Genomic DNA, 24,053 nt, shown 5'->3' on the forward strand with positions numbered 1-24,053 from the left:
GTCAATGATGAATTTTTATATTAGACTTCAAATAAAGGCCTTAACAACTACAAACCGGCAACCAGCAACTGAAAACTCTCAACTCATTTACTCTCATACTCCAAAACACTCACATCCTCAAACGCTATCTCTCAATTCTAGTAACTCATCTCCACAATTTTAGAAGCATCCTCCGGTGTCAGTTTTTTATATTCACCAAGGCCGGACCAGTTTCTGTCCTTAAATGCTTTTTCTACCCGTTCTGCAGTTCCTTTATAATCTTCTGTGTATTCTGAAAGTTTGGTTTTGATATTCAGGCTGTGGAAAAATTCTTCCATTTTTTTAATTCCCAGCTCTGCTTTTTCTTCCAGGGTGCCTTCTTTAATTCCCCAGACTCTTTCGGCATACTGAGCCAGTTTTCCTTTCTTCGTTTCAAAATTATAACGGTAGTGGGAAGGAGCAATTACCGCTAAGGTTCTTGCGTGGTCAATTCCGAAATAAGCCGTCAGTTCGTGTCCCATAGCGTGTACCGCCCAGTCTGTAATTACTCCTTTCTGGATCAGTCCGTTCAGGGCCATGGTACAGCACCACATAAAGTTTCCGGCAGCCTCATAATTAAAATCATCACCAAGGACTTTAGGAGCCGTTTCCTGAAGGCTGATAAGAATGCTTTCCGTAATTCTTTCCTGAAGGTCAGCAGAAGAAGGTGCCGTCATATATTGTTCAAGAACGTGTGTGTAAGCATCAGTGATCCCGTTTACAATCTGGTTTTTAGGGATTGTTCTCACTACTTCCGGATCCAGAACGGAAAACTGAGGGAAAAGTCCCGGGCCCCCCGAAGAAAGCTTTTCATTGGTTTCTCTTCTTGAGATCACATAGCCTGAGTTCATTTCAGAACCTGTGGCAGGCAGGGTCAGGATACTTCCGAATGGCATTCCTTCGCCTTCAAAAGTTCTCACCGAATTTCTAAGGATATCCCATGGCTCACCGTCATAATTGGCAGCTGCAGAAAGGAATTTGGTTCCGTCAATAACAGATCCTCCGCCCACAGCCAGCAGGTAAGTGATATTTTTTTCTTTGATAAAGCTTAAGGCGCCCAACAAAACTTCATACTCAGGATTCGCGGGAACACCACCGAATTCATAGAGTTCATGATCTTTCAGGGCCTTCTTTACCTGGTCGTAAACGCCATTGTTTTTGATACTTCCTCCACCATAGATCATCAGGATTTTAGCGTCTTTCGGAACCTCACGGGAGATTTTAGCGATTTCACCTTTTCCGAAAAGTATTTTTGTAGGATTTTTAAATTCGAAATTAAGCATTGTTCTAAATTTATTTAATTCAAATGTACGGAAAGCAATAGTAAAACTCAGTTAATGAAATTTTAAAATTCCTATTGGAGTGTTTTATAATAACAATATAAACTCTGGTGTTAGAAAGAGATTTTAGTTGCAGGTATCACTTTTAAAATAAACACCATTATTTTTTGATTCCAGTTTTCCGGTTTTCCTGTTGATCTTTATAAAGTAAGATTCTTTAATTTCCGGGTAGCCTTTAGATTTTGAAAGATAAAGCTCGATATGTTTGTTGTCAGTTTTATAGGAACTGCTCAGTGTATTGCTCGTATCCACAGAAAAACCATACGTTTTAGCCACTAAAATAGCTTCCGGAAGATTATCCACTGTTCCGATGAAATCCCTCAGCTGCTGCTCGGTTGAAAAATAAACGGATCTTTCTTTTTTGCAGGCAAGAATGTAGGAAAAGCACTTTTCACCAATGCATTTCTGGAAAAACCCTTTCTCCGGAAAAGGTTCATTAATGGTCATAAAGTCAGGCATCTGACTTTCATAAATCACAGCTTTATCAGGATCCGGGTCGTTGGTGAGGACTCTCCAGTAGGCGTATTCTTTATCAGGAACAATAAATGGGTAGAGCAGTTCGATACTGTCAAGAATTTCCGGAATTTTTTTGAAATCGGAGGGAATTGTATTTTGGGAAAGGAATAAGCCCGGGATCAGAAAAAGAATGATCGAAATAATTTTCATAATTATGATTTTCTAAAATCGTAGTAAACTGCCGAATCTATTTCAGTATAATTTTATAATATCCTTTTTCGTCCGTTACATCAATACCTACCCCTGTAAATGTTAATTTATTGATCTGATAACCATCGCAGCCACCGTTAAATTCTGATGACTGAATTGTGAAATCAAATACCCGGACATTAGACTGGAAATTATATTTTTTGGTACCATTATAGGCCCCCACGTTTTCTAAAATAACCATGTCTTCGGATGTTCTGGTTAATTGTATTACATTCTGGTCTTCGTCTTCTACCGAGTAAAAAGTCATTGTTCCGTTTGTGATCAGATTTTCATCATTAACATCAACAAACTTAAAAGCGATCGTTTGGGGAGGATTATAACAATCTTCCCCACAACCTATGAAAATAAAGGTTATTAAAATGAATAGGTATAGGTGTTTCATAATTTGATGATTAATTTCTGTGAATAGTAAAATTAATCATTAAACTGATGCATTCAAAATTATAATTGGCTTGAATTGCTAACTGCGGATAACAAGAACTGGTTATAAAGTCTTTTTAATAATAAACGGTTTGAAAAAATATTAATTTAACTTGAGTTCAGGATAGACATTTCTATTTTTATAATCTTGTCAGAAAGTTTGAAGACGGAAGAGGGAAGTTGTTGAAGTCTGAAAACAGAACTTTAAAGCCATTTTATTAATTTTTAAAGCCAGCTTGATCAAATTCCATCGCTGGTGTTTAATATGAATGCCTGATATGAGCTTCCAGCCTCCCTCTTCATGCTTCCAGCCATTTTATTTTTAATTTCTTATCCCGAGCTCAGGTTAAATTAATTTTATTTCCGGGACTGCTTTTTTTGTCATTTGTCAATTCATTTAATTTCAAAATCCATTACATTTGTTATATGATACACGACCAACGAGCAGAAAAATTCAGGCAGATCGTGGAGAATAAGTTCCAGATCTACAATTCATTATTTATGAGCCTCCCTTATGATAAAATGACCAATATCGGGATGCTTCTCCCGTTCCTTTACGAGGAAAGCCGCAACGGATATGAAGACGGCAAAACCCCTGAGGAAATTGTCGAAGAATTCTTTAAAAACCATACCGATCTCCAGACCGAAGAGCAGAAAGTGGAACTGCTTTTTAAGATCATACAATACATTGAAAGGCAGGTGGTTTTGTTTGACAGTATTGAAGATGCTGCATTCCCCAACCTGCATTCCGAAAGTGACAGCGGAACGGTAACCAATCTTTTCGAACGCTCACTTCAGGATCATAAGCTTGAAAAAGTCCGTGAAAAATTGAAAGACTTTACTGTGAAAGTCGTGTTTACAGCACACCCGACACAGTTTTATCCAAGCTCGGTACAGCGCATCATTCAGGATCTGAGAGGAGCCATCACCAGTGATTCCGTTACCCAGATCGATATGCTTCTGCAACAGCTTGGGAAAACCCCGTTTGTTAATAAAGAAAAACCTACCCCGATAGATGAAGCGCTGAGCATTATCTCTTATTTGAGGTACGTGTATTATGACACGATTGGAGAGCTGTTTACAAAAATTAAAAAAACATTTGGAAACGGACATTTTCATCTGCATGAAGATATTATTCAGCTGGGTTTCTGGCCGGGAGGCGACAGGGATGGAAATCCTTTTGTAACGGCTGATGTTACGAAAAGAGTAGCAGAAGAACTTCGCTCCGCCATATTGAAATCCTATTACAGTCATTTGAAATTTATAAGAAGAAGGCTGAGTTTCAGAGGGGTTTCCGAAGTGTTGACCCAGCTGAGCGACGAACTGTACGGGGCTATTTTCAACGGAAAGCCCATCACCGCGCAGGATATCCTGAAAAGAGCAGATGAAGCCGAGAAAATTTTGATAAATGATCACAATTCCCTGTTTTTAGATCTTCTGGCCAATTTCAGAGACCGGGTGAAAATTTTCGGGACTCATTTTGCAACGCTGGATGTTCGCCAGGACAGCAGGATTCATCAGAAAGTGATTAATGAGGTCTTTACAAAAGTATATGGTAACGCTGAGGTTTCCCACGAAGAAAAATTCAATAAACTGATTCAGCCTGGTGATAAAATTAACGCAGACCAGTTCGAAGATATTGTAAAAGATACTTTATTAACGGTTTCACAGGTTTCCGAAATTCAAAATCTGAATGGACTGAGAGGCATGAACCGTTATATCATTTCCAATTCGGATGCCGTGAAAGATGTGATGAATGTTTATGCATTTTTCAAAATCTGCGGGTATCAGGATGAAGAGATTAATATGGATATTGTTCCCCTTTTCGAAACCATGGAGGGGCTTGCCAATTCTGAACATGTCATGAACGAGCTTTATCAGAATCCTGTCTATAAAAAGCACCTTGAAAGAAGAGGAAACCAGCAGACGATTATGCTTGGCTTCTCAGACGGAACAAAAGACGGTGGATATTTAAAAGCAAACTGGGAAATTTATAAGGCAAAAGAGGTCTTAACTAAACTTTCCGTTCAGAATGGAATTAAAGTGGTGTTTTTCGACGGCAGGGGCGGTCCGCCGGCAAGAGGCGGAGGGAAAACCCATGATTTCTATGCTTCACAGGGAAATACCATCGCCAATAATAAAATAGAGCTGACCATCCAGGGGCAGACCATCACCAGTATTTTTGGAAATAAAGAACAGGCCAAATATAATTTTGAACAGCTTCTGACGGCCGGAGTTGAAAATGACGTCTTTAAAAATTCCAAAAAAGACCTCACCGAAAAAGAAAGGAAACTGATCATTGAGCTTGCGGAGATCAGCTATAAAAAATATTCGGATCTGAAAGCACATCCTATGTTTGTTCCGTATCTTCAGGAAATGAGTACCCTGGAGTATTATGGAAAAACCAATATTGGAAGCCGCCCGTCCAAAAGAGGAAACGGCAGTGAGCTTAAATTTGAGGATCTTAGAGCAATTCCTTTTGTCGGTTCATGGTCTCAGCTGAAGCAAAATGTTCCCGGATTCTTCGGGTTCGGATTTGCCATGCAGCAGATGAAAGAGAAGGGCAGACTGGAAGAAGTGAAAGAACTGTATAAAGGTTCTGATTTCTTTAAAACCCTTGTGCTGAACTCTATGATGAGTATGAATAAATCTTATTTTCCGCTGACGTATTACATCAAAAAGAATCCTAAATTCGGGGAATTCTGGAACGTACTTTTTGATGAATACACTCTTTCAAGGGATATTATGCTGGAACTCACCGGATTTAAGATGTTGCAGGAAGAAGATCCGCTTTCAAGAAAATCAGTCAGGATCCGTGAAAAGATCGTATTGCCGTTGCTCAGCATTCAGCAGTACGCCCTGATGAAGATCCAGAAAGGAGAAGGCAATAAAGAAGCCTATGAGAAGCTGGTGACCAGGTCATTATTTGGAAATATTAATGCGAGCAGGAACTCTGCGTAATTCATAAAAAACGCCTTCCAATTTTGGAAGGCGTTTTCCTTTTTTCAATTTAAATTTTGGCTAAAGCTATGGAAACGGTTTATATGTTGAACGGGCTGAAGCCCGTTCCTATTGAATATCGCAGTCCAATCATCTAATCTGCATAATCCGGAAAATCTGCGAGAAATAATTTTTTTTAGTCTTTTTAACAATAAAAAAGAACGGGTTAAAGCCCGTCCCAATAAATTTTATCGTTAAATATAAGAATTTATAAACAGATTCATTCGTGATATTTGTGAAAGAAATCTGTGTTATTCGTGTTTAAAATCAGATTATTCTTTCAGGAATTTCTCATAAAAAACCTGATCTTTCATCTGAATTTTCAGATAATAGGTTCCTTTTGGAAAATCTTCTACGGGTATAGATTTCTGTCCTTTGTTTTTTCTGATCAGTTTACCCAGATTATCATAAGCTTCTAAAGAAACAACCTCACTTTCGGAAGCAACATTGAGAATATTTTTTACCGGATTCGGGAAAATGGCAAATTTTTCTTTTTTTACGATTTCAGAAGTATTCAGCGCCTGGTTGTACATGTTTCCAAAATTAAGGATACCATAGCCCATCTGGTCTGTATGGTTAGGGTAAAGTGATGCGGTCTGACGTAATTTTGTTCTGATCTGTTCCCTGTTCATGGTTGGGAATGCCTGCAGGAAACACGCTACACCGCCGGCTGCGATCGGAGTGGCAATAGAAGTTCCGTTAACTGCTGTTAAAGTACTGTTGTTCACTGTTGCAGCTGCAGTTCCTCTTGCGCTTCCATCGGGTTTTACAATGCCCAATGCATTCGGGCCGAAGGATGAAAAGGTGGAGGAATTTCCTGTAGCATCCACTGCACCTATGCTGAATACCTTCGGATTGTCGGATGGAGTCATCAGGTAATGCCACGGCTGCTGTCCGGCATTTCCGGCGGCGGCAAGAACAAAAATTCCTTTGTCGGCGGCTATTTCTGCTGCCCTGGCAATGAAGGAAGTGGTTCCGTTCATGTCGGCATAGGTGTAACTGTATCTTGGATCGTCATAAACATTGTATCCCAGGGAGGCGGTGATGATATCCACGCCTTTTCTGTCCGCTTCTTCGGCAGCTTCTATCCAGTAGAGTTCTTCTTCAGGGACTTCACCGACTGCATTTTCACTGCGATACAGATAGAAATCTGCATCCGGTGCGGATCCTACAAAAGTATTTTCAATATAGCCTCCGATAGCTCCCAGTACGGCAGATCCGTGATTGCTGATGGCTGTGCTGTATACGTTGGTAGTTTTCGTCACAAAATCGTAAACCGCTTTAATCTGATTATTATTACGCAGCCTTTCAAATGCTGACCCTGTGTTTACATTAGGAAATCCGGCATCAATAACTGCTATGGAAACTCCTGTTCCTGTGAATCCGGCAAGATGCAGCGGCCTTACATTGATCTGGTCGATCTGGGCAGAACCTGAGCCATAATTAAAAGTAGTGAGCTCCTTTTGCGTATCTGAAGAGGAATTCCATTTGTTCTGGGCAGCCATTTTGGGAACAGAAGGGGTGTTTCTTGCAAAACGCCCAACAGAGGAAACATACGGCTGTCCCTGTAAAATGGTGATCTGTGCGGGAGTGGCATTCACTGCGGCACCGTTGAGCCACTTGGAATAATCGGTAACGGTAAAACCAAGATTCTGAAGATTCTGGATATAGGATTGTTCAATGGGAGCGTCCTGATCATTCAGGGCAATTCCCAGCGAAGTACGTCTGTTAAGGGATTTCTGGCTCAGTTCCGAAAGAGGATTGGCAAAAAAAGCAGCTTTATTCGGTTTGTCTGTAAAATAAACAAAAACAAGCTCTGTCTGTGCATGGGCAGCGAAGTAACCCACTAAAAGACAAATGAGTAAAAGTTTTTTCATAAAGTTATTTTCTATAAAGATAAAACAAAATCAATAAAATTTTTGATAGGATTTTAAATTCCTTATTTTTACACAAATATTTATTTATGAAAAAAATTCAGATGGTTGACTTGCAAAGTCAGTATTACAAAATAAAGAACGATGTAGACAATGCAGTTTTGAATGTAATGGATTCTGCGGCTTTTATCAACGGCCCTGAAGTAAAGTCTTTCCAGAATGAATTGGAATCTTATTTAGATGTAAAGCATGTGATCCCGTGTGCCAACGGAACGGATGCTTTGCAAATTGCGCTGATGGCTTTGGATTTGAAAGAAGGAGACGAAGTTATTACAGCCGATTTTACTTTTGCTGCTACAGTAGAAGTTATTCATTTACTTAAGCTGAAATCTGTGCTGGTAGATGTAGATTACGATACATTCACGATCTCTACGGAAGAAATTAAAAAAGCAATCACGCCAAGAACAAAGGCGATTATTCCGGTACATATTTTCGGACAGTGTGCCAATATGGAAGAAATTTTAAAAATTGCAGAAGAGCATAATCTGTATGTAATAGAAGACAATGCCCAGGCAATTGGTTCTGAGTATACATTCTCAGATGGAACTCAGAAATTTGCAGGTACGATGGCAACGGTGGGAACCACATCATTTTTCCCTTCCAAAAATTTAGGATGCTATGGGGACGGAGGAGCCATTACGACTAACAATGACGAACTGGCGCACCGTTTAAGAGGAATCGTAAACCACGGGATGTATGAAAGATATTATCATGATGAGGTAGGCGTGAATTCAAGATTAGACAGTATTCAGGCGGCAGTGTTAAGAAAAAAACTTCCTCACCTTGATTCTTATAACGAAGCAAGAAGAAGAGCGGCTGATTTTTATGATGAAGCATTTGCAGGACATGCCAATATTCTTACCCCGAAAAGATCGGAAAATTCTACCCATGTATTCCACCAGTACACGCTGAGAATCCTGAACGGAAAACGTAATGAGCTTCAGAAATTTCTTACTGAAAAGGAAATTCCAGCAATGATTTATTATCCGGTAGCATTGAGAAAGCAGAAAGCCTATTATCAGGAAAGCAATGATGCAGATTTTGTCAATACCGACAAGCTTCTGGATCAGGTAATTTCTCTGCCAATGCATACGGAACTGGACGAAGAGCAGCTGAAGTATATTACAGATGCGGTACTGGAGTTTATGAAGTAGAGCAATGCTTCACGAAGAAAGAATACTTAAAAATAAGTTTGCTTATTTTTTTACTATTATTTTTCTTTTAGGTTGGATTATTTATTACGGAGTATTTGTAGTTAATGTTTTACTTAAAGGTTATAGATTATTTGAAAAGTATGTTAAATTTAGAATCCCTATTTATTTTTTAAATTTTATAGCATTTACCTTATTGATTATAACATTTGTACATGTTTTCAAAGAATCAAGAAAAATGTTTATGTATTTAAATAGTACCTGTGTTGTGATTATCATTCTGGCTTCGTTGAGCTTTTATATAAATTACGATGGGAAATGGGAAGCTTTTATTTATTCTTTTTTATTAGGACTTACTTTATTTTTAATAGGACCGGTAATATTTATCAATTATTTTAAGCATATTCCGGCGAAGAATGAAATAGAAAATATAGGGGAACACGAAGATTAAATAATTTATTATTAAAAAATGGCAGTACTTGTTACAGGAGGACTTGGATATATCGGTTCGCACACCGTAGTGGAACTTCTCAATAATGGCTTTGAGGTGGTTATTGTAGATGACCTATCCAACTCGGAAAGGTTTATTTTAAAAAACATTGAGGAAATTACAGGCAAAAAACCATTTTTTTACCCGTTTGACCTAAGACGCAGAGAACTTCTGACCCAGGTGTTCGATGCCCACGATATCGAAGGATGCATTAATTTTGCAGCTTCCAAAGCGGTAGGAGAGAGCCAGGTGAAGCCGGTAGATTATTATGAAAATAATTTATTCACTTTAATTAATATTCTTCAGGAATTTAAAGAAAGGGGAATTTCCAATTTTATTTTCAGTTCCTCCTGCACAGTATACGGACAGGCAGAGAAAATGCCGATCGATGAAAATACCCCGTTAAAGCTTCCAGAAAGTGTCTACGGGAAAACAAAGCAGATGGGGGAAGAAATTCTGATTGATTTTGCAAAAGCACATCAAAGAAGAATTTCACTTCTGAGATATTTTAACCCCATCGGGGCCCATCCGTCCGGAAAATTGGGTGAACTTCCAATAGGAGTTCCCAATAACCTGGTTCCATACGTGATGCAGACCGCAGCGGGAATCCGTGAAAAACTGAATATCTGGGGCGATGACTATGATACAGCAGACGGAACACCGATCCGTGACTACATCTACGTTGTGGACCTAGCCAAAGCTCATGTCAGTGCATTAAAAAAACTGATGGAAAGCGGTGAACAGACTGTTATTGATATCTTTAACCTCGGAACGGGGAAAGGATCATCTGTACTGGAAGTGGTAAAGGCTTTTGAAACAGCCAACGACGTAAAGGTTCCGTATCAGATTTGCCCGAGAAGGGAAGGTGATATCACCATTGCTTATGCAGATGCGGGAAAGGCGGAAAAAGAGCTTCAATGGAAGTCTGAAACACCACTGGAAGAGTCCTTAAGAACAGTCTGGAAGTGGCAGATGTATCTGGATTCACAGATGGCTTAACTGAAAAAGATTTAGAAAACAATAAAACAAATTACAGAATTTTTCCCTCTGTCCCAGCTTGATAAAAAAAGTGAAACAAGGGAATTTTAACCAAGATTTAGTATGAAGACACAAAAAATAGGTATTACATTTTCCTCATTTGACCTGCTGCATGCAGGACACATCAAAATGCTTGAAGAAGCTAAAACAGTTTGCGATTATTTAATTGTAGGGCTTCAGATTGATCCGTCTCACGACCGCCCGAACAAGAATAAGCCAAGCCAGACCATTGTAGAAAGATATATACAGTTAAAGGCAGTGAATGCGGTAGACGAAATTATTCCTTACTACACAGAAGAAGATCTTCTGGATATTCTGAAGTCTTTTGTAATTGATGTCAGAATTATCGGAGATGATTATATGGACAGGGATTTCACTGGTAAAACATACTGTGAAGAAAAAGGAATTGAAATTTTTTACAATAAAAGAGACCACAGGTTTTCCACCAGCGATCTCAGGCGAAGAATTTACGAAGCCGAAAAAGTAAAATACGAACAACCCGAAACCGTAAAATAAAAAAAATCCCGAAATTACTTCGGGATTTTTTTGTGTATGATAAATTACATCGGACCTTGCTGGTCGTCTCCTGCAGCATTGGAGTTGATGTCTTTTTTCCTTTTAGGTTGCTCTATTTTTTCACCCTGCTTGAATCTGTAAGTCAGAGAAACAGAGAATTGTCTTGGCTGCCACTGCATATAAGAATCTCTTACGCTGTTTGCAGTATAGGTAGTGGATCTCATCGCTCTGGTATTGAAAATATCCTGGATATTAAAGGCTAAAGTTCCGTCTCCTTTCCAGATGGTTTTAGAGGCACCGAAGTTGATGGCATACATGTCTTTTCTATCCTGGTAAGCCGTTTTCTGGCCTCCTCTGTAGAATCCCTGTATCTGGAAATTGAACGTTTTATCAACTTTGATTGTTGAAGTAAGTCTAGCTCTTGTTGAAAAGCCTTTACCGTTAAAATCAGCAACAGCCTGGATAGGATTTCCGTCTCTATCAAAGGTGTCGTACAAAGTGCTTCCTTTGGTATTGTAACCAAAAAGGTCTACATTTCCTAAGAATTTCAGCCAGCTTGTTGCATCCCAATTGAAGTTTAAATCCAAACCGAAACGGTCATCCGTACCCAGGTTAATAGGTTTTGTATGGGATTCTATACGCTTAGGATCAATAATAGCTCCATTTTCATCTGTAGCCAAAATATTATACACTAACATTTTGGTATCATCAGTCTGATGTCTGTAATACAGCGTAGGGTTAATCGTGAATTTCTTTTTTGAAATGCTGTATCCGAATTCAAAAGAGTCTACATAGGATGGATTAAGATCAATGTTTCCGTCAAAAATATTTTGGTTATCGTTATAACTCGGGTTAGGAATCATAAAGAATGATCTTGGACGGTCTATTCTTCTTGTGTAGTTTAACAGCAACTGATTATCCTTAGCGAATTCATAGCTTAAATAGACGCTTGGGAATAAGTTATTATAATTTTTAGTAGTTGCAGGTACATTTTTCTTGGGATCCAGGCTTAAATAATTAATGTCTACATTCGACAATTCATCCCTTACACCCACCTGGTAAGCCAATTTTCCGATTTTACTTTTGAATTGTAAATAAAAGGCATTGAAAGTCTCCTTATAGGTTGCATCATAAGTGTATGGCTTAAGGAAATCTAATGGCTTTGAAGTAGTGCTCTCACGAACATCATTACTATAATCATTGGTATTGATATCAATTCTGTATCCTGCTTCTAATTTTGAAATCTCACCAATTGGTAATTCATAATCAGCCTTACCAATAATAGATCTGTTAATGGTATTTTGGTTAATGATATTTTTCAGATTATCAATGGTATCATCAATATTGGTATCGTTGTACGAGCGGCTTCTCTGTAAACTTAATGATAATGATAAATTCTGTCCCTTGTCATCAAATTTATGATCTAATCCAAAATCACCCTGAAAGGCCAGGTTATTGTTGGTCCCGAAAGTACTTCTGTTGGAGGTATAAAAAGGATTATTAAGAGGAGTGTATCGATAATCAATATTCCCAAAACTTTCATTGTCAAAAGTTCTCACAGTTCCGGATGCGTTTACCGATGTTTTTTCAGAAATGTCATAAACGATACCTGCAGAAGCGTTATAGTTGTTATTTTTACTTTTAGTTTCAGAGTCGGTATTTCTTTGTACCAAATCATCATCTAATACAGCATTGTTAAAATCATCATTATTTCTGTTGGTGTTTTTAGATTCCCTGTAACCGCCTCCGCCATTCAGAAACCAGGTGAAGTTCCCTTTTCTCCAGTTAAGGTTCGCATTCAGGTTGGTTTGAGGAAGATATCCTAAAGTTCCGATAACACTACCGTTGAAACCTGTTTTCTTACTTTTCTTTAAAATAATATTGAGAATACCTGCTGTACCGCTTGCTTCAAATTTAGAAGAAGGATTCGTAATCACTTCAATTCTTTCAATCTGGTCTGCCGGGATACTCTGAAGAGCATTGGCACCATCATCTATTCCAAGAAGGGCAGAGGGTTTTCCGTTAATCAGGAATCTTACATTCGAACTTCCCCTCATAGAAACTGTCCCGTCGGTATCAACAGAAACAGATGGAACGTTGGACAGAACATCCTGAAGGTTTCCCCCTTTGCTCACAATATCCTGTGAAGGATCATAGGTCCTCTTGTCAAGCTCCACTTTATAAGGTTTTGTCGCAGCAGCAGTAATTACGACACCCTGGATTTCCTGTGTTTTTTCACCTACCGTACTGGTGGCTTCAGGCTCTATAGAAAGGGCTCCGATATTTCCGGCACCTGCAATGCTTTTGTTTACGGTGCTTTTCTTGTAGTCGATGGCCTCTACTGTGATATCGTAATTTCCAGGTGCAAGTTCCAGTTTGTACTGTCCCTTTTCGTCGGTTAGTACAGCATCACTTAATGCTTTGTTCGCTTTATTGCTGAACGTAACAGATGCGTAGGGAACCGACTGGTTGTTTTTGTTGACAATCATTCCCGTAATCCCGGCTTTTTCCTGTGCGAAAGCCATAGCCGCAGCAGAAAGTACAAAAGTAAGCGCCAGCGTTTTTTTGGTGAAAATGTTGACAATTTCCGTCTGATTCATAAGGTAGTTTTTGTGTAAAATCGTAAAATTATAAGTCCTAATATTGTGAAATTATTAATTGGGTTAATTTTCAAAATGTTAAGATTTACGTATTGTTTATAGATGTATATGTCGTATGTGAGTGTTAAAAGTTAATTATTGTATTGTTAAAGTAACGTTAAATTTATTTTCTATTTAATATTTTTAGAATTCAGCCAGTCCTGGTATGCTTTGGCATTAATGGCATGCTGCTCAGCGCTGTCTGTAAACTTATGAAAGCCAAATCTTGCAGGATCAGCACACATAAATATATAATTATTGTTTTCCGGATTCAAAACGGCATCTACAGAATTCTTATCTACAACACATATAGGTCCCGGAGGAATTCCTGCATTAGCATAAGTATTGTACGGTGATGGTGTAGACAGGTGCTTATATAAAACCCTTTTAATAGGTTCTTTGAAATTCGTCTGCTTATTGATTGCGTAAATTACAGTAGGATCAGACTGCAGCTTCATCCCCTTTCTGTATCGGTTTAGATATAAACCTGCAATTGTTTTCATTTCATCTTTTTTACCACCGGATTCCTTATAAACAATAGAGGCCAGTGAATAGATCTGGTCCCTGCTCAGGCCGGACTGCTGTTCCTGATTCTTTCTGTCGCTGGTCCAGAATTCATTGTACTGATCATCAAATTTTTTAAAGAATTCTCTTGGACTTACGGTCCAGAAGAAATTATAGGTGTCAATAAAAAAATATTTCTTCAGGTCTTCCGCATTTTTATAGCCCTTTTCTACGGCAACCTGGTTCAGGTCATTTACAAATTGCAGAGAATCCAGTTCGGTCTTTTTGGTTACCTTACCGATCATCTGGTACATATCCCCGAAATCCCCGATTCTGAAACTGTTTTCAGACTGGTTTCCTGCTTTGATCATATTGACGAGATTCGTATTTCCGGCTCCGGACTGAAAATGATATCTTCCGGGTTTGAAATACTTGTCCAGGTCTTTATCCCTGGCTACTGCTTCAAAAGCTTCCTTATCTTTTACATACGGACCTACAGAATCAAGGATCTGCCTGAAATCTGCTTTATGCGGAATCAGCACGTAGCCGTCTTTTTCCACGTTGTTGCCGTAATATTTATTATAAAATCTCAAACCAAAAAATCCTGCCGCTCCAAAAACAAGAAGAGCGATAATGAGAACAGTTTTTTTCATTATTACAAAAGTTGATTAAAAGTTTTGTTTTTAAATAAGATCTGTTTTACCTCTAAAAACCTGCTTTGCGGGACCTTCCAGCCAAATATTCTGGAAAGAATTTCCGTTTTTCTCAGCATACACTTTAAGATTTCCTCCTAAAGTTTTAACTTTTACAGAGATTAGATTGTGTTTTTGCAGAAAAGTTAAAGCAGAAGCGGTAACTCCTGTCCCACAGCTGAAAGTTTCATCCTCAACGCCTCGTTCATAGGTTCTTACGAAAATCTCATCATCAGTAATTTTTTCAACAAAATTCACATTGATGCCTTTTTCTTTATAATTCTCCGAATTTCTGATGCCATGGCCTTCCGCAAAAACATTATAATTCACCAAATCTTCTACATATTTTACGTAATGAGGAGATCCGGTATTCATAACGGTATCTTCACCATCAGCTGAAACGGTGTCTACATCAATCATTTTTAATTTAATAATGCCGTTATGGATCTCAGCTTCATGCTCTCCGTCTATGGCAATGAATCTACATTTGTCCTCAAAAATGTCAAGAAAGAAAGCAAAAGCTACCAGGCATCTTCCGCCGTTTCCACACATGGTGCTTTCGCCGCCATCGGAATTATAATAGACCATTTTGAAATCGTAGTTTTCATCATTTTCAAGAAGAATAAGTCCGTCTGCACCAATTCCGAAACGTCTGTCACATAATTTCTCTATAAGATCCTTTTCTTTGGGAAACTGCAGGTCACGGTTATCTATCATGACAAAATCATTTCCGGTACCCTGATATTTATAAAATTCCATATTTTTAGTCTAAAATTAACGAGCAAAATTAATGTATTTAAAATGAAAAACGAACAGTGTTAACTGTCCGTTTTCTTATTTATAATCGTTTTATCTAAATCCGCCTCCGCTGGACTGCTGTCTTGTAGTACCGCTGTTCTGCTGAGTGTTATTCTGCGAGCCTGAACCTCTGAAACCGCTGTTGGAAGATGATTCCGTAGGCCTGGTCATATTTTGGTTCTGGTTGCTCTGCTGAGAGTTTCTGAACCCACTGTTGTTCTGATTGGTTTGAGGTCTCTGAGTATTCGAATTAGTGTTTTGTCCTCTGAAGCCGCTGTTGTTTTGGTTGCTTTGCGGCCTTTGGCTGTTAGTGGAACTGTTGCTGTTCGAACTTCTGAATCCGCTGTTGTTGCTGTTGGTTCTGTTGCTGTTGCTGAAACCTCCGTTATTGCTATTGGTTCTGCCTCCGTTGTTGTTGCCGGTATTTCGGAATCCGTTAGATCTTGAAGAGGTTACAGTGGTTTTTCTTTCCACATAAACTTTTCTTCGGTCGTTTCCATTATTATAATAGTAATAAGGAACACCGTTATCATAGTAATAATTTACGTCGTTTCTATAATAGTAGCCGTCATTTCCATAATAACCGCCGTTTCCGTAATATCCTGAAGGAGCATAATAATATCCATTATTATAATAAGGATCTCCATATCCATTACTGGAGTATCCGTCTGAATATGCTAAACATGAGGTTAAAGTGCTAATAGCTACAATACTGAATGCTATTTTAAATAAATTTTTCATGACTTTATTGTACTTTTTTCTTTTAAACTATTTTTCCAGTTAAGGTATCCTAAGATAGCCATTATAGTAAATACCAAATATTGAACCGAAGTGATGCCGAGCTCCTTAAAAATCATCATAGGGATACAAATAAGATCACCTACAATCCAGAAAATCCAGTTCTCAATGCGCTGTCTGGCCATAAACCACATGCCCACCAAAAATATGGAGGTTGTTAACACATCCAGCCAGTTGGCCCAATCCAGATGATATAATCCGAGGTTGGTTCCTTTCATGGAGAATTGATTGTCAATATAAGGTTTGTAATAGTAGATAAGGGTAACCAGTGCAAGGCTTAACACAAAAAGAAGAGCTGCGAACCATCTTTCCTTTCTGGTAGCCCAGGTAACATCCACATGAATATGGTCTTCAGAATTCTTTGACCATAAAACCCAGCCGTATATGCTCATCGCAGTATAATATACATTGATCATACAGTCTCCCAGCAGCCCGAAATTAAAAAGAATATACACATAAATCAACGTCGATATAATGCCGGTAGGGTATACCCAGATATTTTTTTTAATTGAAAAATACACGCTTAAAATTCCGAAAAATGTTCCTGAGGCTTCCAGCAGTATTTGTCCGATACTGTAGTTTTCATAAGGTTTTACAAAGAGATCATATAAATTCATGCGATCAAAAATACGCAAAAAATCAGACTTTTAGAAATAATTTAAATAATGTGGATGTCAGTTTTTTAAGTCCTTTTATGTAAAATAAATCAGTAAATTTTATCAATAAACGTTAAGGTTTCTAAAATTTTTATATTTTCGTAAATCTTTAATTAAATAAAAAAACATGTCTAAAATTTGGGTTAAGAAACCAATGAGCGCTTATGAAGCTGATATCAAAAAGAGTGAGCTGAAACGCGTTCTGGGAAAATGGAGCCTTACTGCTATCGGAATCGGAGCCATTATCGGAGGAGGAATCTTTGTACTTACGGGAACAGGTGCTTATTATAATGCAGGGCCTGCACTGGCACTATCATTTGTAATTGCAGGAATTGCCTGTGTATTTGCAGCACTTTGCTATGCAGAATTCGCTTCTATTCTTCCGGTGGAAGGGTCAGCGTATGCTTATGCGTACGGAACAGTAGGTGAAATTTTTGCATGGATCATTGGTTGGGGCCTTATACTGGAATACGCTATGGGATCTATGACCGTTGCCGTATCCTGGTCGGGGTATTTTGCAAAACTCCTCAAAATGTTTCATGTGCACCTTCCGGATTATCTTACCACAGACCCACAAACCTATATTGCTGCAGGAAATTCAGGTTTCTCAATGAACCTTCCTGCATTTCTGATTGTTTTATTTGTGATATCCATTTTGGTAAGAGGTACAAAAGGAGCAGCCAAAGCCAATAACTTCATTGTAATACTGAAAGTTTCCGCTATTATCTTCGTGATCATTGCAGGAGCATTTTTTATCAACCCTGAAAACTGGACACCCTTCATTCCTGAACCTACAACCATCACGGAAAACGGAGTGTCACACTCTGCTTACGGATTAGCGGGAGTAGTGGCCGGAGCATCAGCTATTTTCTTTGCTTATGTGGGCTTCGATGCCGTTTCCACACAGGCCGGAGAAGCTATTAACCCTAAAAAAGATGTACCTTTTGCCATCATCGCTTCGTTGATCATCTGTACACTTTTATATATCCTTGTATCTTTGGTATTAACCGGAATGATGCATTATACAGACTTTAACCCGCTTGGAAAATATCCTGATGCCATTAAAGCTCCTGTAGCATATGCTTTTGACATAGCAGGACAGGCCTGGGCTGGCTATATTATTACGGTAGCCGCTACTGTTGGTCTTATCTCCGTATTAATGGTAATGATTATGGGACAGTCAAGAATTTTCCTTGGAATGTCTAAAGACGGACTGATTCCGGCTACTTTCTCAAAAGTAAACCCTAAAACCGGAGTTCCTACCAAAAACCTTCTTATCTTAGGTGTCGTGATTGCGGTTGTTGCTTCATTGACTCCAATTAATGACCTGGCACACATGACCAGTTTTGGAACTTTGTTTGCGTTCACGATGGTTTGTGTAGCCGTTTGGGTATTGAGAGTAAAAGAACCGAACCTTCAGCGAAACTTTAAAGTACCTGCACTTCCTGTAATCGCCTGCCTGGGGATTGCAATTAATGTGTATCTGATTTTCAACCTGAGCAAAGAAGCACAGATGTATTCCTTCGGATGGCTGATCATAGGATTCATTGTATATTTCCTCTATAGCAAAAAGCATTCAAAACTTCAGAACGGAGAATTGGGTGAAACTTTTAAAGCTGAACAGGAGCCTTTAGAAAAACCTTAACTACATATAACACCAATCCGCAGACATACTGCGGATTTTTTATTTTATTATTATGAAAAAAACATTTTCCATTTTATTTTTCTGCCTGGGAGCACTGGTATTTTCCCAGAAGGTTGAGAGCTTAACCGCTATCTTGAATGATAAAGTAAGTATCAGAGCTATTGAAATAGATGATAATAAAGTATGGTACAGCGGGACCGGCTCAAAATTCGGATATGTGGATCTTAAAGACCACAAAAACCAAAAACAGATCATATTATCGGATAAAAACCTTGAATTCCGGACCCTAGGGCAGAATAAGACTTCTTTTTATGCTATCAACGTTCAAAGTCCTGCTTATTTTTATAAGATTGATAAAAAAGACCTGAAAGCGGAAGTAGTGTACACGGATTCGGTAAAAACAGCATTTTATGATGCATTGCATTTTGTGGATGATCAGTTGGCTTATACTTTCAGTGATGCAGATCAGGATAATGTCCTGAAACTGGCTGTATACCGGAAAGGAAAATGGAGCAGGTTCAAAAGCAATATAATGCTGAACAGTGGCGAAGCCGCATTTGCCGCCAGCAATACGAATATAGCATCATCTAAATATTTCCTGTGGATTGCTACAGGTGGAAAAGCATCCAGGATTCTGAGAATGAATTTAAAGAGTGAAGATGTTGAAGTTTTTGATACGCCTTTCGTTCAGGGGGAGCCTTCGCAGGGAATGTATTCTATAGATTTTGACACTGAGAAATTCGGGATTGCTGTAGGCGGAGATTATACCAAACAGACTGCCAATGTAAATAATATTGCCACCACCCGCGATGGGGGAAAAACATGGCAGATCCAGGCTTCCGGTAAGAATGCTGGATATACCACCTGTGTAAAGATTAAGCCGGGCTCCAAAGGAAGAGAAATTATTGCGGTAGGGGATCAGCATATCAGCTATTCTTCCGATTATGGAAAAAACTGGAAGAAGATTTCTGATGAAAAAGGATTTTTCGTCTGTGATTGGATAAATGATAACACGGTTGTTCTTGCAGGAAACTCTAAAATATCCGTGATGAAATTAAGGCTTTAACCAGAAGAAGCTGCACATATTTTGTCCCGAATTTATTTATTGAATTTTGGGACATTTTTTATTCAGATACCTAATCAGAATTTTAAATCTGACGAATAGAATTTATCATTATCCGGGAATTTCCTCTAATAATCGTATTTAGACTCATTATAAAATAGAGCCTAATATAATTCATGGTTTAAAATTCATTACTAATGGTTAATTTTGCAGAATGAAACTGATGCAAAGTCAGATGTCATCATTCAATAATACATTAAATTTTCAGATGAACTCTTTAATAGATAAATATAATATTCCAGGGCCGCGTTACACTTCTTATCCTACAGTTCCTTATTGGGATGAAGCTACGTTTTCACCCGAAAAGTGGCGGGAGAGTGTGATCAGGTCTTTTCATGAGAGCAATGCAGAGGAGGGAATTTCTATTTATATCCATCTTCCTTTCTGTGAAGCGCTTTGTACGTTCTGTGCCTGCCATAAGCGGATTACCAAACAGCATAGCGTAGAAATTCCATATCTGGAAAGCGTGTTGAAGGAGTGGAAGCTTTATCTTGAACTTTTTGAAGAAAAACCGAAGCTGAAAGAGCTTCACCTGGGAGGCGGTACCCCTACTTTTTTCTCACCTAAAAATTTAAAAACATTACTGGAAGGGATCTTTGAAACCGTAGAAATAGCGGAATATCCGGAGTTTTCTTTCGAAGGACATCCGAATAATACCACAAGAGATCATCTTCAGACCTTATATGACCTTGGATTCAGAAGGGTAAGCTTTGGAGTGCAGGACTATGATCCGAAAGTTCAGAAAGCCATCAACAGGATCCAGCCTTTTGAGAAAGTAAAAGAAGTAACGGAACAGGCCAGAGAAATCGGCTACAGAGGTATCAGCCACGATCTGGTATTTGGTCTTCCGCATCAGAGCTGGGACGCAATGGAGCATACCATCAGAAAAACAATGGAGCTGAAACCGGACAGGCTTGCCTTCTATTCATATGCTCACGTACCATGGATAAAAGGAGTAGGGCAAAGAGGATTTGATGAAAATGACCTTCCGAGCGGTGAAGAAAAACGCCGTCTGTATGAAGACGGGAAAAAGCTTCTGGAAGATTTAGGTTATATTGAAGTAGGAATGGATCACTTCTCGCTGGAGCACGATGATTTATACCAATCCCTGATTCACAAAAAACTGCACAGGAATTTTATGGGCTATACCTCAAGCAATACCCAGCTGATGGTAGGGCTTGGAATGTCTGCAATTTCAGATTCATGGTATGCCTTCGCCCAAAACGTAAAAACGGTGGAAGAGTATCAGAAAATGGTGGAAGAAGGCCAGATTCCGGTCGTGAAAGGACATATTCTTGATCAGGAGGACCTTACCGTCAGAAGACATATTTTAAATCTGATGTGTCAGCTTGAAACCACTTTTACTGAAAATAATTCCTTCCCGGGACTTGAAAATGCCCTGGACATGCTGGAAGAAATGGAGAAAGACGAGTTGGTGGAAATAGAGGGCAATCAGATCAGGATTACGGAAAAAGGAAGAGCATTTACGAGAAATGTGGCCATGGTTTTTGACCTCAGGATGATGAGGAATAAGCCGGAAACCAGGATCTTCTCTATGACGATATAGGAAAAATATGAACCGGAAGTTTCTGATTTTCTTTCTGTATGTCTATGCGCTGGCTTTTAGTGTCATCAAAACGCTCAGGCTTCCCAATCAGTGGTCTGAGTCGCACTGGCTGCTGGATTACCGGTTCGGATTTATAAAAAGAGGGCTTGCCGGTGAAATTTTCGGATTCTTTTTTGAGAAAAGTATACTTAATATCCAGATTATTTCTGCGGTCATACTGGGACTTCTTTATGTAGCTCTGATTGTAATTGCTGTTCGGCAGACCTTTCAGAAATACAGCATCAGGAAGGTTTTGTTTTATCTTCTGTTTTTCCTTTCACAGTATGTTGTTCTTTCCGCACACCTTATTGGCTATCTTGATCATTTGATTTTTCTTCTGACCATCCTGGCCATTTATCTGATTAAAAATAAAAAAATATTTTGGGCATCATTGCTTACGGTGGTCAGTGTGTTCATGCATGAAATTTCATTTTTTCTCATGGTTCCCATCTGTCTTTTTGCGCTGATGGTATTTGAAATGCCAGGCAACAGATTGGTTTTTTCCTCAGATCTTTTAAAAAAAGCAGGGCTATTTCTTGCTCTTCCCGTATTGGCTACACTTTCCGTGTCACTCTATCAGGAGCTGTATGGAAAAGAAAATGATCAGCTGATTCTCCATTATCTGCGGAATACAGGATTTATCAGCAAAAATGTTGCTGTAATGATTTCATCCGCTTATACGGAAAGTTTTGGAACCTACCTTAAACAACAGAGTCCGTTTTTTATAGAAAGACTGTTTTTGTCTAAAAATACCGTCAAATTCGGGATTCCTATATTCTTTATGATCTATCTGGTATGCGGGGAATTCAGAAAGCTTGACAGACGTATCCTTATCATTCTTGCTGCAGTAACACTGTCTCCGCTTTTGCTTCATGCGATTGCCTGGGATACCTTCAGGATCTGGGCATATCCTTTTATGATTATTTTCCTTGGGCTTTGGATTTTAACCTGCAGATTCCCTGATGAAGAAGTTTCTGACGATGCGTTGTCATGGTTTGAAATCGTACTCTTTATTGTTTCGGTGATTCTTGTCGCTGTTTTTCAGAACACATTATTTGAAAATGAAATAGAAAGAATTTCAAAGCTGGAAAGATGTGTTGTTTTGATGCCTGTAATGGTAGCAGTAGCCTTCCTTTACTTCAAAAAAGCCCCGGTAAAAAATTACTGAGGCTTTAAAGTTTTTGAATTTAAGAGTCAAGAATAAAGAGCCAAGAGTCAAGAAATGCCAGTTAGATGAAGTCAATCAAGACATCAGACATCAGATATGAGACTTTCAGGTTAAGGATATACTTTAATACTGGGGATTAACAACGTGCAACCAGCAACTGGAAACACTTTCAAACCCATTAACTCTCAAACTCTCAAGCACTCCGTTATTTAATGATCAGTTTCTGACTGTAAGATTTCACATCGCCGGTTTTGATGATCAGATAATAAACACCGGGAGGAATTCCTGTGATATCAACACTGCCGTCATTTTCTATTTTTGCTTTGTCCAGAGCTATTTTTCCTTCCGTACTGATCAGATCGGCTGTACTGTTTCTGTTGTCAAACCCTTCAATAAATACTTTTTCTGAAGCCGGATTCGGATGAATGTATACGGAATTTTCATTACCTGTTTCATCTGTGGCAAGTGTACCCGTAGTGATTTTAAATATTTTTCCGCTGGTCACTGCGGCTACAAAAAGTTCTTTCCCTGAATTTTGTCCAAAGGTTGAAAAATTATTGCCGGAACTTGCGGGGCTCCAGACAATGGAATTGTCAGCATTTAAAATCCCGATCTGGGTAGAGCAGTAGTCTGCAAAGAAATACTTCCCCTGAAGCGCAGGATATTGGCTTCCCCTGTACACATAGCCTCCGGTAATAGAGCATCTGCCTCCGGAGTGATTATAGACGGCTACTGGGAAAGTCATGGTCGACATAGCCGGGCATCCTGTTGTATTGTAGGCTGTATTGCCCTCGTAGCAGCGCCATCCGTAATTGATTCCTGCCTGGGTTATAGGCATTTTGTTAATTTCTTCAATTGCATTCTGTCCTACATCAGCGATCATGGCATTTCCGGTGTCTGTATCAAAAGAGAATTTCCATGCATTTCTCAGTCCGTATGCCCAGATTTCATCGGCTCCGGCAACGGCTCCTGCAAATGGATTGTCAGGAGGAATATTATACGGTCCAGTGGCATTGACATCGATTCTCAACATTTTTCCCAACAGTGAATTTTTATTCTGGGAATTGTTGTTTGGGTCACCACCGCTTCCTCCGTCTCCGGTAACGATCCAAAGGTTTCCGTCAGGAGCGAAATGAATGCTTCCCCCGTTGTGATTGTCAAACGGCTTTGGAATATTCAGCAGGATTTTTTCTGAGGCCGGATCCGCTACATCAGGGTTTGTAGGGCTCACGGAATATCTCGCGACAATAATATTCCCGGCTGTGTTGTTATAATACACAAAGAAATAGCCGTTAGTGGAATATTGGGGATGGAAAGCAAGCCCGAGCAGGCCTCTTTCGCCTCCGAAAAGAACCTTGGAACTGATATTCATAAAGTCGGCACTGTTGGTGGTTCCATTGGGCTGCACAATTTTAATGATCCCGTTTTGCTGGACAACAAAAAGCCGGGTGTCATTGGCGTTCGTAATTTCAACAGGACTGGTGAATCCCGACGCAAATTCAACCAAATTAATGCTTTGTGAATTAAGAATTAAAGAGGTGAAAATGCCTAAAGTAAAAAATAGTTTTTTCATAATATTTTGATATTTAGTGTATTGATATATGAATGAAAATTTTATACCAATTAAAATTTGAAAATTTCATTACAATAAGGAAAAAAAATTATTAAATCTTAAATAGAAATTAAAACCCCGATATATCTGAAAATAAACCATTTCTGCTGTTAAAAAATTCATAAAATAATAATAAAATCATTATATTTGCCGACTTAATTTAACGTAGTTATAACAAA

The 24,053-nt window shown here is 38.8% G+C and carries 19 protein-coding genes; 9 read left to right on the forward strand and 10 right to left on the reverse strand.

The window, feature by feature from the left end:
• Positions 1-137: 137 nt before the first annotated feature.
• From B7E04_RS11320 to B7E04_RS11330, 3 genes are all read right to left on the reverse strand, one after another.
• Positions 138-1,301: an iron-containing alcohol dehydrogenase gene (locus tag B7E04_RS11320; RefSeq protein ID WP_080778754.1), complete on the reverse strand. Its 1,164-nt coding sequence runs from the start codon at positions 1,299-1,301 to the stop codon at positions 138-140.
• A 123-nt stretch (positions 1,302-1,424) separates the two neighbouring features.
• A complete protein-coding gene (locus B7E04_RS11325; RefSeq protein ID WP_080778755.1) occupies positions 1,425-2,024 on the reverse strand; it encodes a hypothetical protein in 600 nt (199 codons plus the stop codon).
• A gap of 37 nt (positions 2,025-2,061) precedes the next feature.
• Positions 2,062-2,466 (reverse strand): hypothetical protein, encoded by a 405-nt coding sequence (locus B7E04_RS11330; RefSeq protein ID WP_080778756.1) that lies wholly within the window; start codon positions 2,464-2,466, stop codon positions 2,062-2,064.
• A 464-nt stretch (positions 2,467-2,930) separates the two neighbouring features.
• Between B7E04_RS11330 and B7E04_RS11335 the strand changes: the two genes are divergently transcribed.
• Positions 2,931-5,465: a phosphoenolpyruvate carboxylase gene (locus tag B7E04_RS11335; protein ID WP_080778757.1), complete on the forward strand. Its 2,535-nt coding sequence runs from the start codon at positions 2,931-2,933 to the stop codon at positions 5,463-5,465.
• A 311-nt stretch (positions 5,466-5,776) separates the two neighbouring features.
• On the opposite strand, the gene B7E04_RS11340 is transcribed toward B7E04_RS11335, so the two are convergent.
• A complete protein-coding gene (locus B7E04_RS11340; RefSeq protein ID WP_080778758.1) occupies positions 5,777-7,381 on the reverse strand; it encodes a S8 family peptidase in 1,605 nt (534 codons plus the stop codon).
• An 86-nt stretch (positions 7,382-7,467) separates the two neighbouring features.
• Here B7E04_RS11340 and B7E04_RS11345 point away from each other — a divergent pair, with 86 nt between their 5' ends.
• From B7E04_RS11345 to B7E04_RS11360, 4 genes are all read left to right on the forward strand, one after another.
• Entirely contained in the window at positions 7,468-8,592 is a 1,125-nt protein-coding gene (locus tag B7E04_RS11345) for a DegT/DnrJ/EryC1/StrS family aminotransferase (protein WP_080778759.1), read from the forward strand.
• Positions 8,593-8,596: 4 nt separating this feature from the next.
• Entirely contained in the window at positions 8,597-9,040 is a 444-nt protein-coding gene (locus tag B7E04_RS11350) for a hypothetical protein (protein WP_080778760.1), read from the forward strand.
• Between the two features lie 18 nt (positions 9,041-9,058).
• Positions 9,059-10,078: a UDP-glucose 4-epimerase GalE gene (galE, locus tag B7E04_RS11355; protein WP_080778761.1), complete on the forward strand. Its 1,020-nt coding sequence runs from the start codon at positions 9,059-9,061 to the stop codon at positions 10,076-10,078.
• A 102-nt stretch (positions 10,079-10,180) separates the two neighbouring features.
• Positions 10,181-10,633 carry an adenylyltransferase/cytidyltransferase family protein gene (locus B7E04_RS11360; protein WP_080778762.1) on the forward strand — a complete coding sequence of 151 codons (453 nt, stop codon included), beginning with the start codon at positions 10,181-10,183 and terminating at the stop codon, positions 10,631-10,633.
• Positions 10,634-10,677: 44 nt separating this feature from the next.
• On the opposite strand, the gene B7E04_RS11365 is transcribed toward B7E04_RS11360, so the two are convergent.
• The 5 genes from B7E04_RS11365 to pnuC form a co-directional block, all read right to left on the reverse strand.
• A complete protein-coding gene (locus B7E04_RS11365) occupies positions 10,678-13,233 on the reverse strand; it encodes a TonB-dependent receptor domain-containing protein (protein WP_080778763.1) in 2,556 nt (851 codons plus the stop codon).
• Positions 13,234-13,403: 170 nt separating this feature from the next.
• Complete coding sequence (gene mltG, locus B7E04_RS11370) at positions 13,404-14,429, reverse strand: endolytic transglycosylase MltG (RefSeq protein WP_080778764.1); 1,026 nt, start codon at positions 14,427-14,429, stop codon at positions 13,404-13,406.
• Positions 14,430-14,459: 30 nt separating this feature from the next.
• Complete coding sequence (dapF, locus tag B7E04_RS11375; RefSeq protein ID WP_080778765.1) at positions 14,460-15,227, reverse strand: diaminopimelate epimerase; 768 nt, start codon at positions 15,225-15,227, stop codon at positions 14,460-14,462.
• A gap of 90 nt (positions 15,228-15,317) precedes the next feature.
• Positions 15,318-16,007, reverse strand: coding sequence for a hypothetical protein (locus B7E04_RS11380; RefSeq protein WP_080778766.1), 690 nt, complete (start codon positions 16,005-16,007; stop codon positions 15,318-15,320).
• Positions 16,004-16,681 (reverse strand): nicotinamide riboside transporter PnuC, encoded by a 678-nt coding sequence (gene pnuC / locus B7E04_RS11385; RefSeq protein ID WP_080778767.1) that lies wholly within the window; start codon positions 16,679-16,681, stop codon positions 16,004-16,006. The genes B7E04_RS11380 and pnuC overlap by 4 nt, the downstream gene beginning before the upstream one ends.
• Before the next feature lie 166 nt (positions 16,682-16,847).
• Here pnuC and B7E04_RS11390 point away from each other — a divergent pair, with 166 nt between their 5' ends.
• The 4 genes from B7E04_RS11390 to B7E04_RS11405 all read left to right on the forward strand — a co-directional run bounded on the left by B7E04_RS11390 (position 16,848) and on the right by B7E04_RS11405 (position 22,262).
• The gene (locus tag B7E04_RS11390) at positions 16,848-18,365 is read left to right on the forward strand and encodes an APC family permease (RefSeq protein WP_080778768.1); all 1,518 of its coding nucleotides are present in this window, start codon (positions 16,848-16,850) and stop codon (positions 18,363-18,365) included.
• 52 nt (positions 18,366-18,417) lie between these two features.
• On the forward strand, positions 18,418-19,431 hold the full coding sequence (locus B7E04_RS11395) for a WD40/YVTN/BNR-like repeat-containing protein (protein ID WP_080778769.1): 1,014 nt from the start codon (positions 18,418-18,420) through the stop codon (positions 19,429-19,431).
• Between the two features lie 265 nt (positions 19,432-19,696).
• The gene (gene hemN / locus B7E04_RS11400; protein ID WP_080780661.1) at positions 19,697-21,055 is read left to right on the forward strand and encodes an oxygen-independent coproporphyrinogen III oxidase; all 1,359 of its coding nucleotides are present in this window, start codon (positions 19,697-19,699) and stop codon (positions 21,053-21,055) included.
• 7 nt (positions 21,056-21,062) lie between these two features.
• Positions 21,063-22,262: a hypothetical protein gene (locus B7E04_RS11405; RefSeq protein ID WP_080778770.1), complete on the forward strand. Its 1,200-nt coding sequence runs from the start codon at positions 21,063-21,065 to the stop codon at positions 22,260-22,262.
• A gap of 205 nt (positions 22,263-22,467) precedes the next feature.
• Here the strand turns inward: B7E04_RS11405 and B7E04_RS11410 are convergent, their stop codons facing one another.
• A complete protein-coding gene (locus B7E04_RS11410) occupies positions 22,468-23,835 on the reverse strand; it encodes a PQQ-dependent sugar dehydrogenase (RefSeq protein ID WP_080778771.1) in 1,368 nt (455 codons plus the stop codon).
• Positions 23,836-24,053 lie beyond the last annotated feature (218 nt).

The sequence above is a fragment of the Chryseobacterium phocaeense genome, from assembly GCF_900169075.1.
GTDB lineage: Bacteria > Bacteroidota > Bacteroidia > Flavobacteriales > Weeksellaceae > Chryseobacterium > Chryseobacterium phocaeense.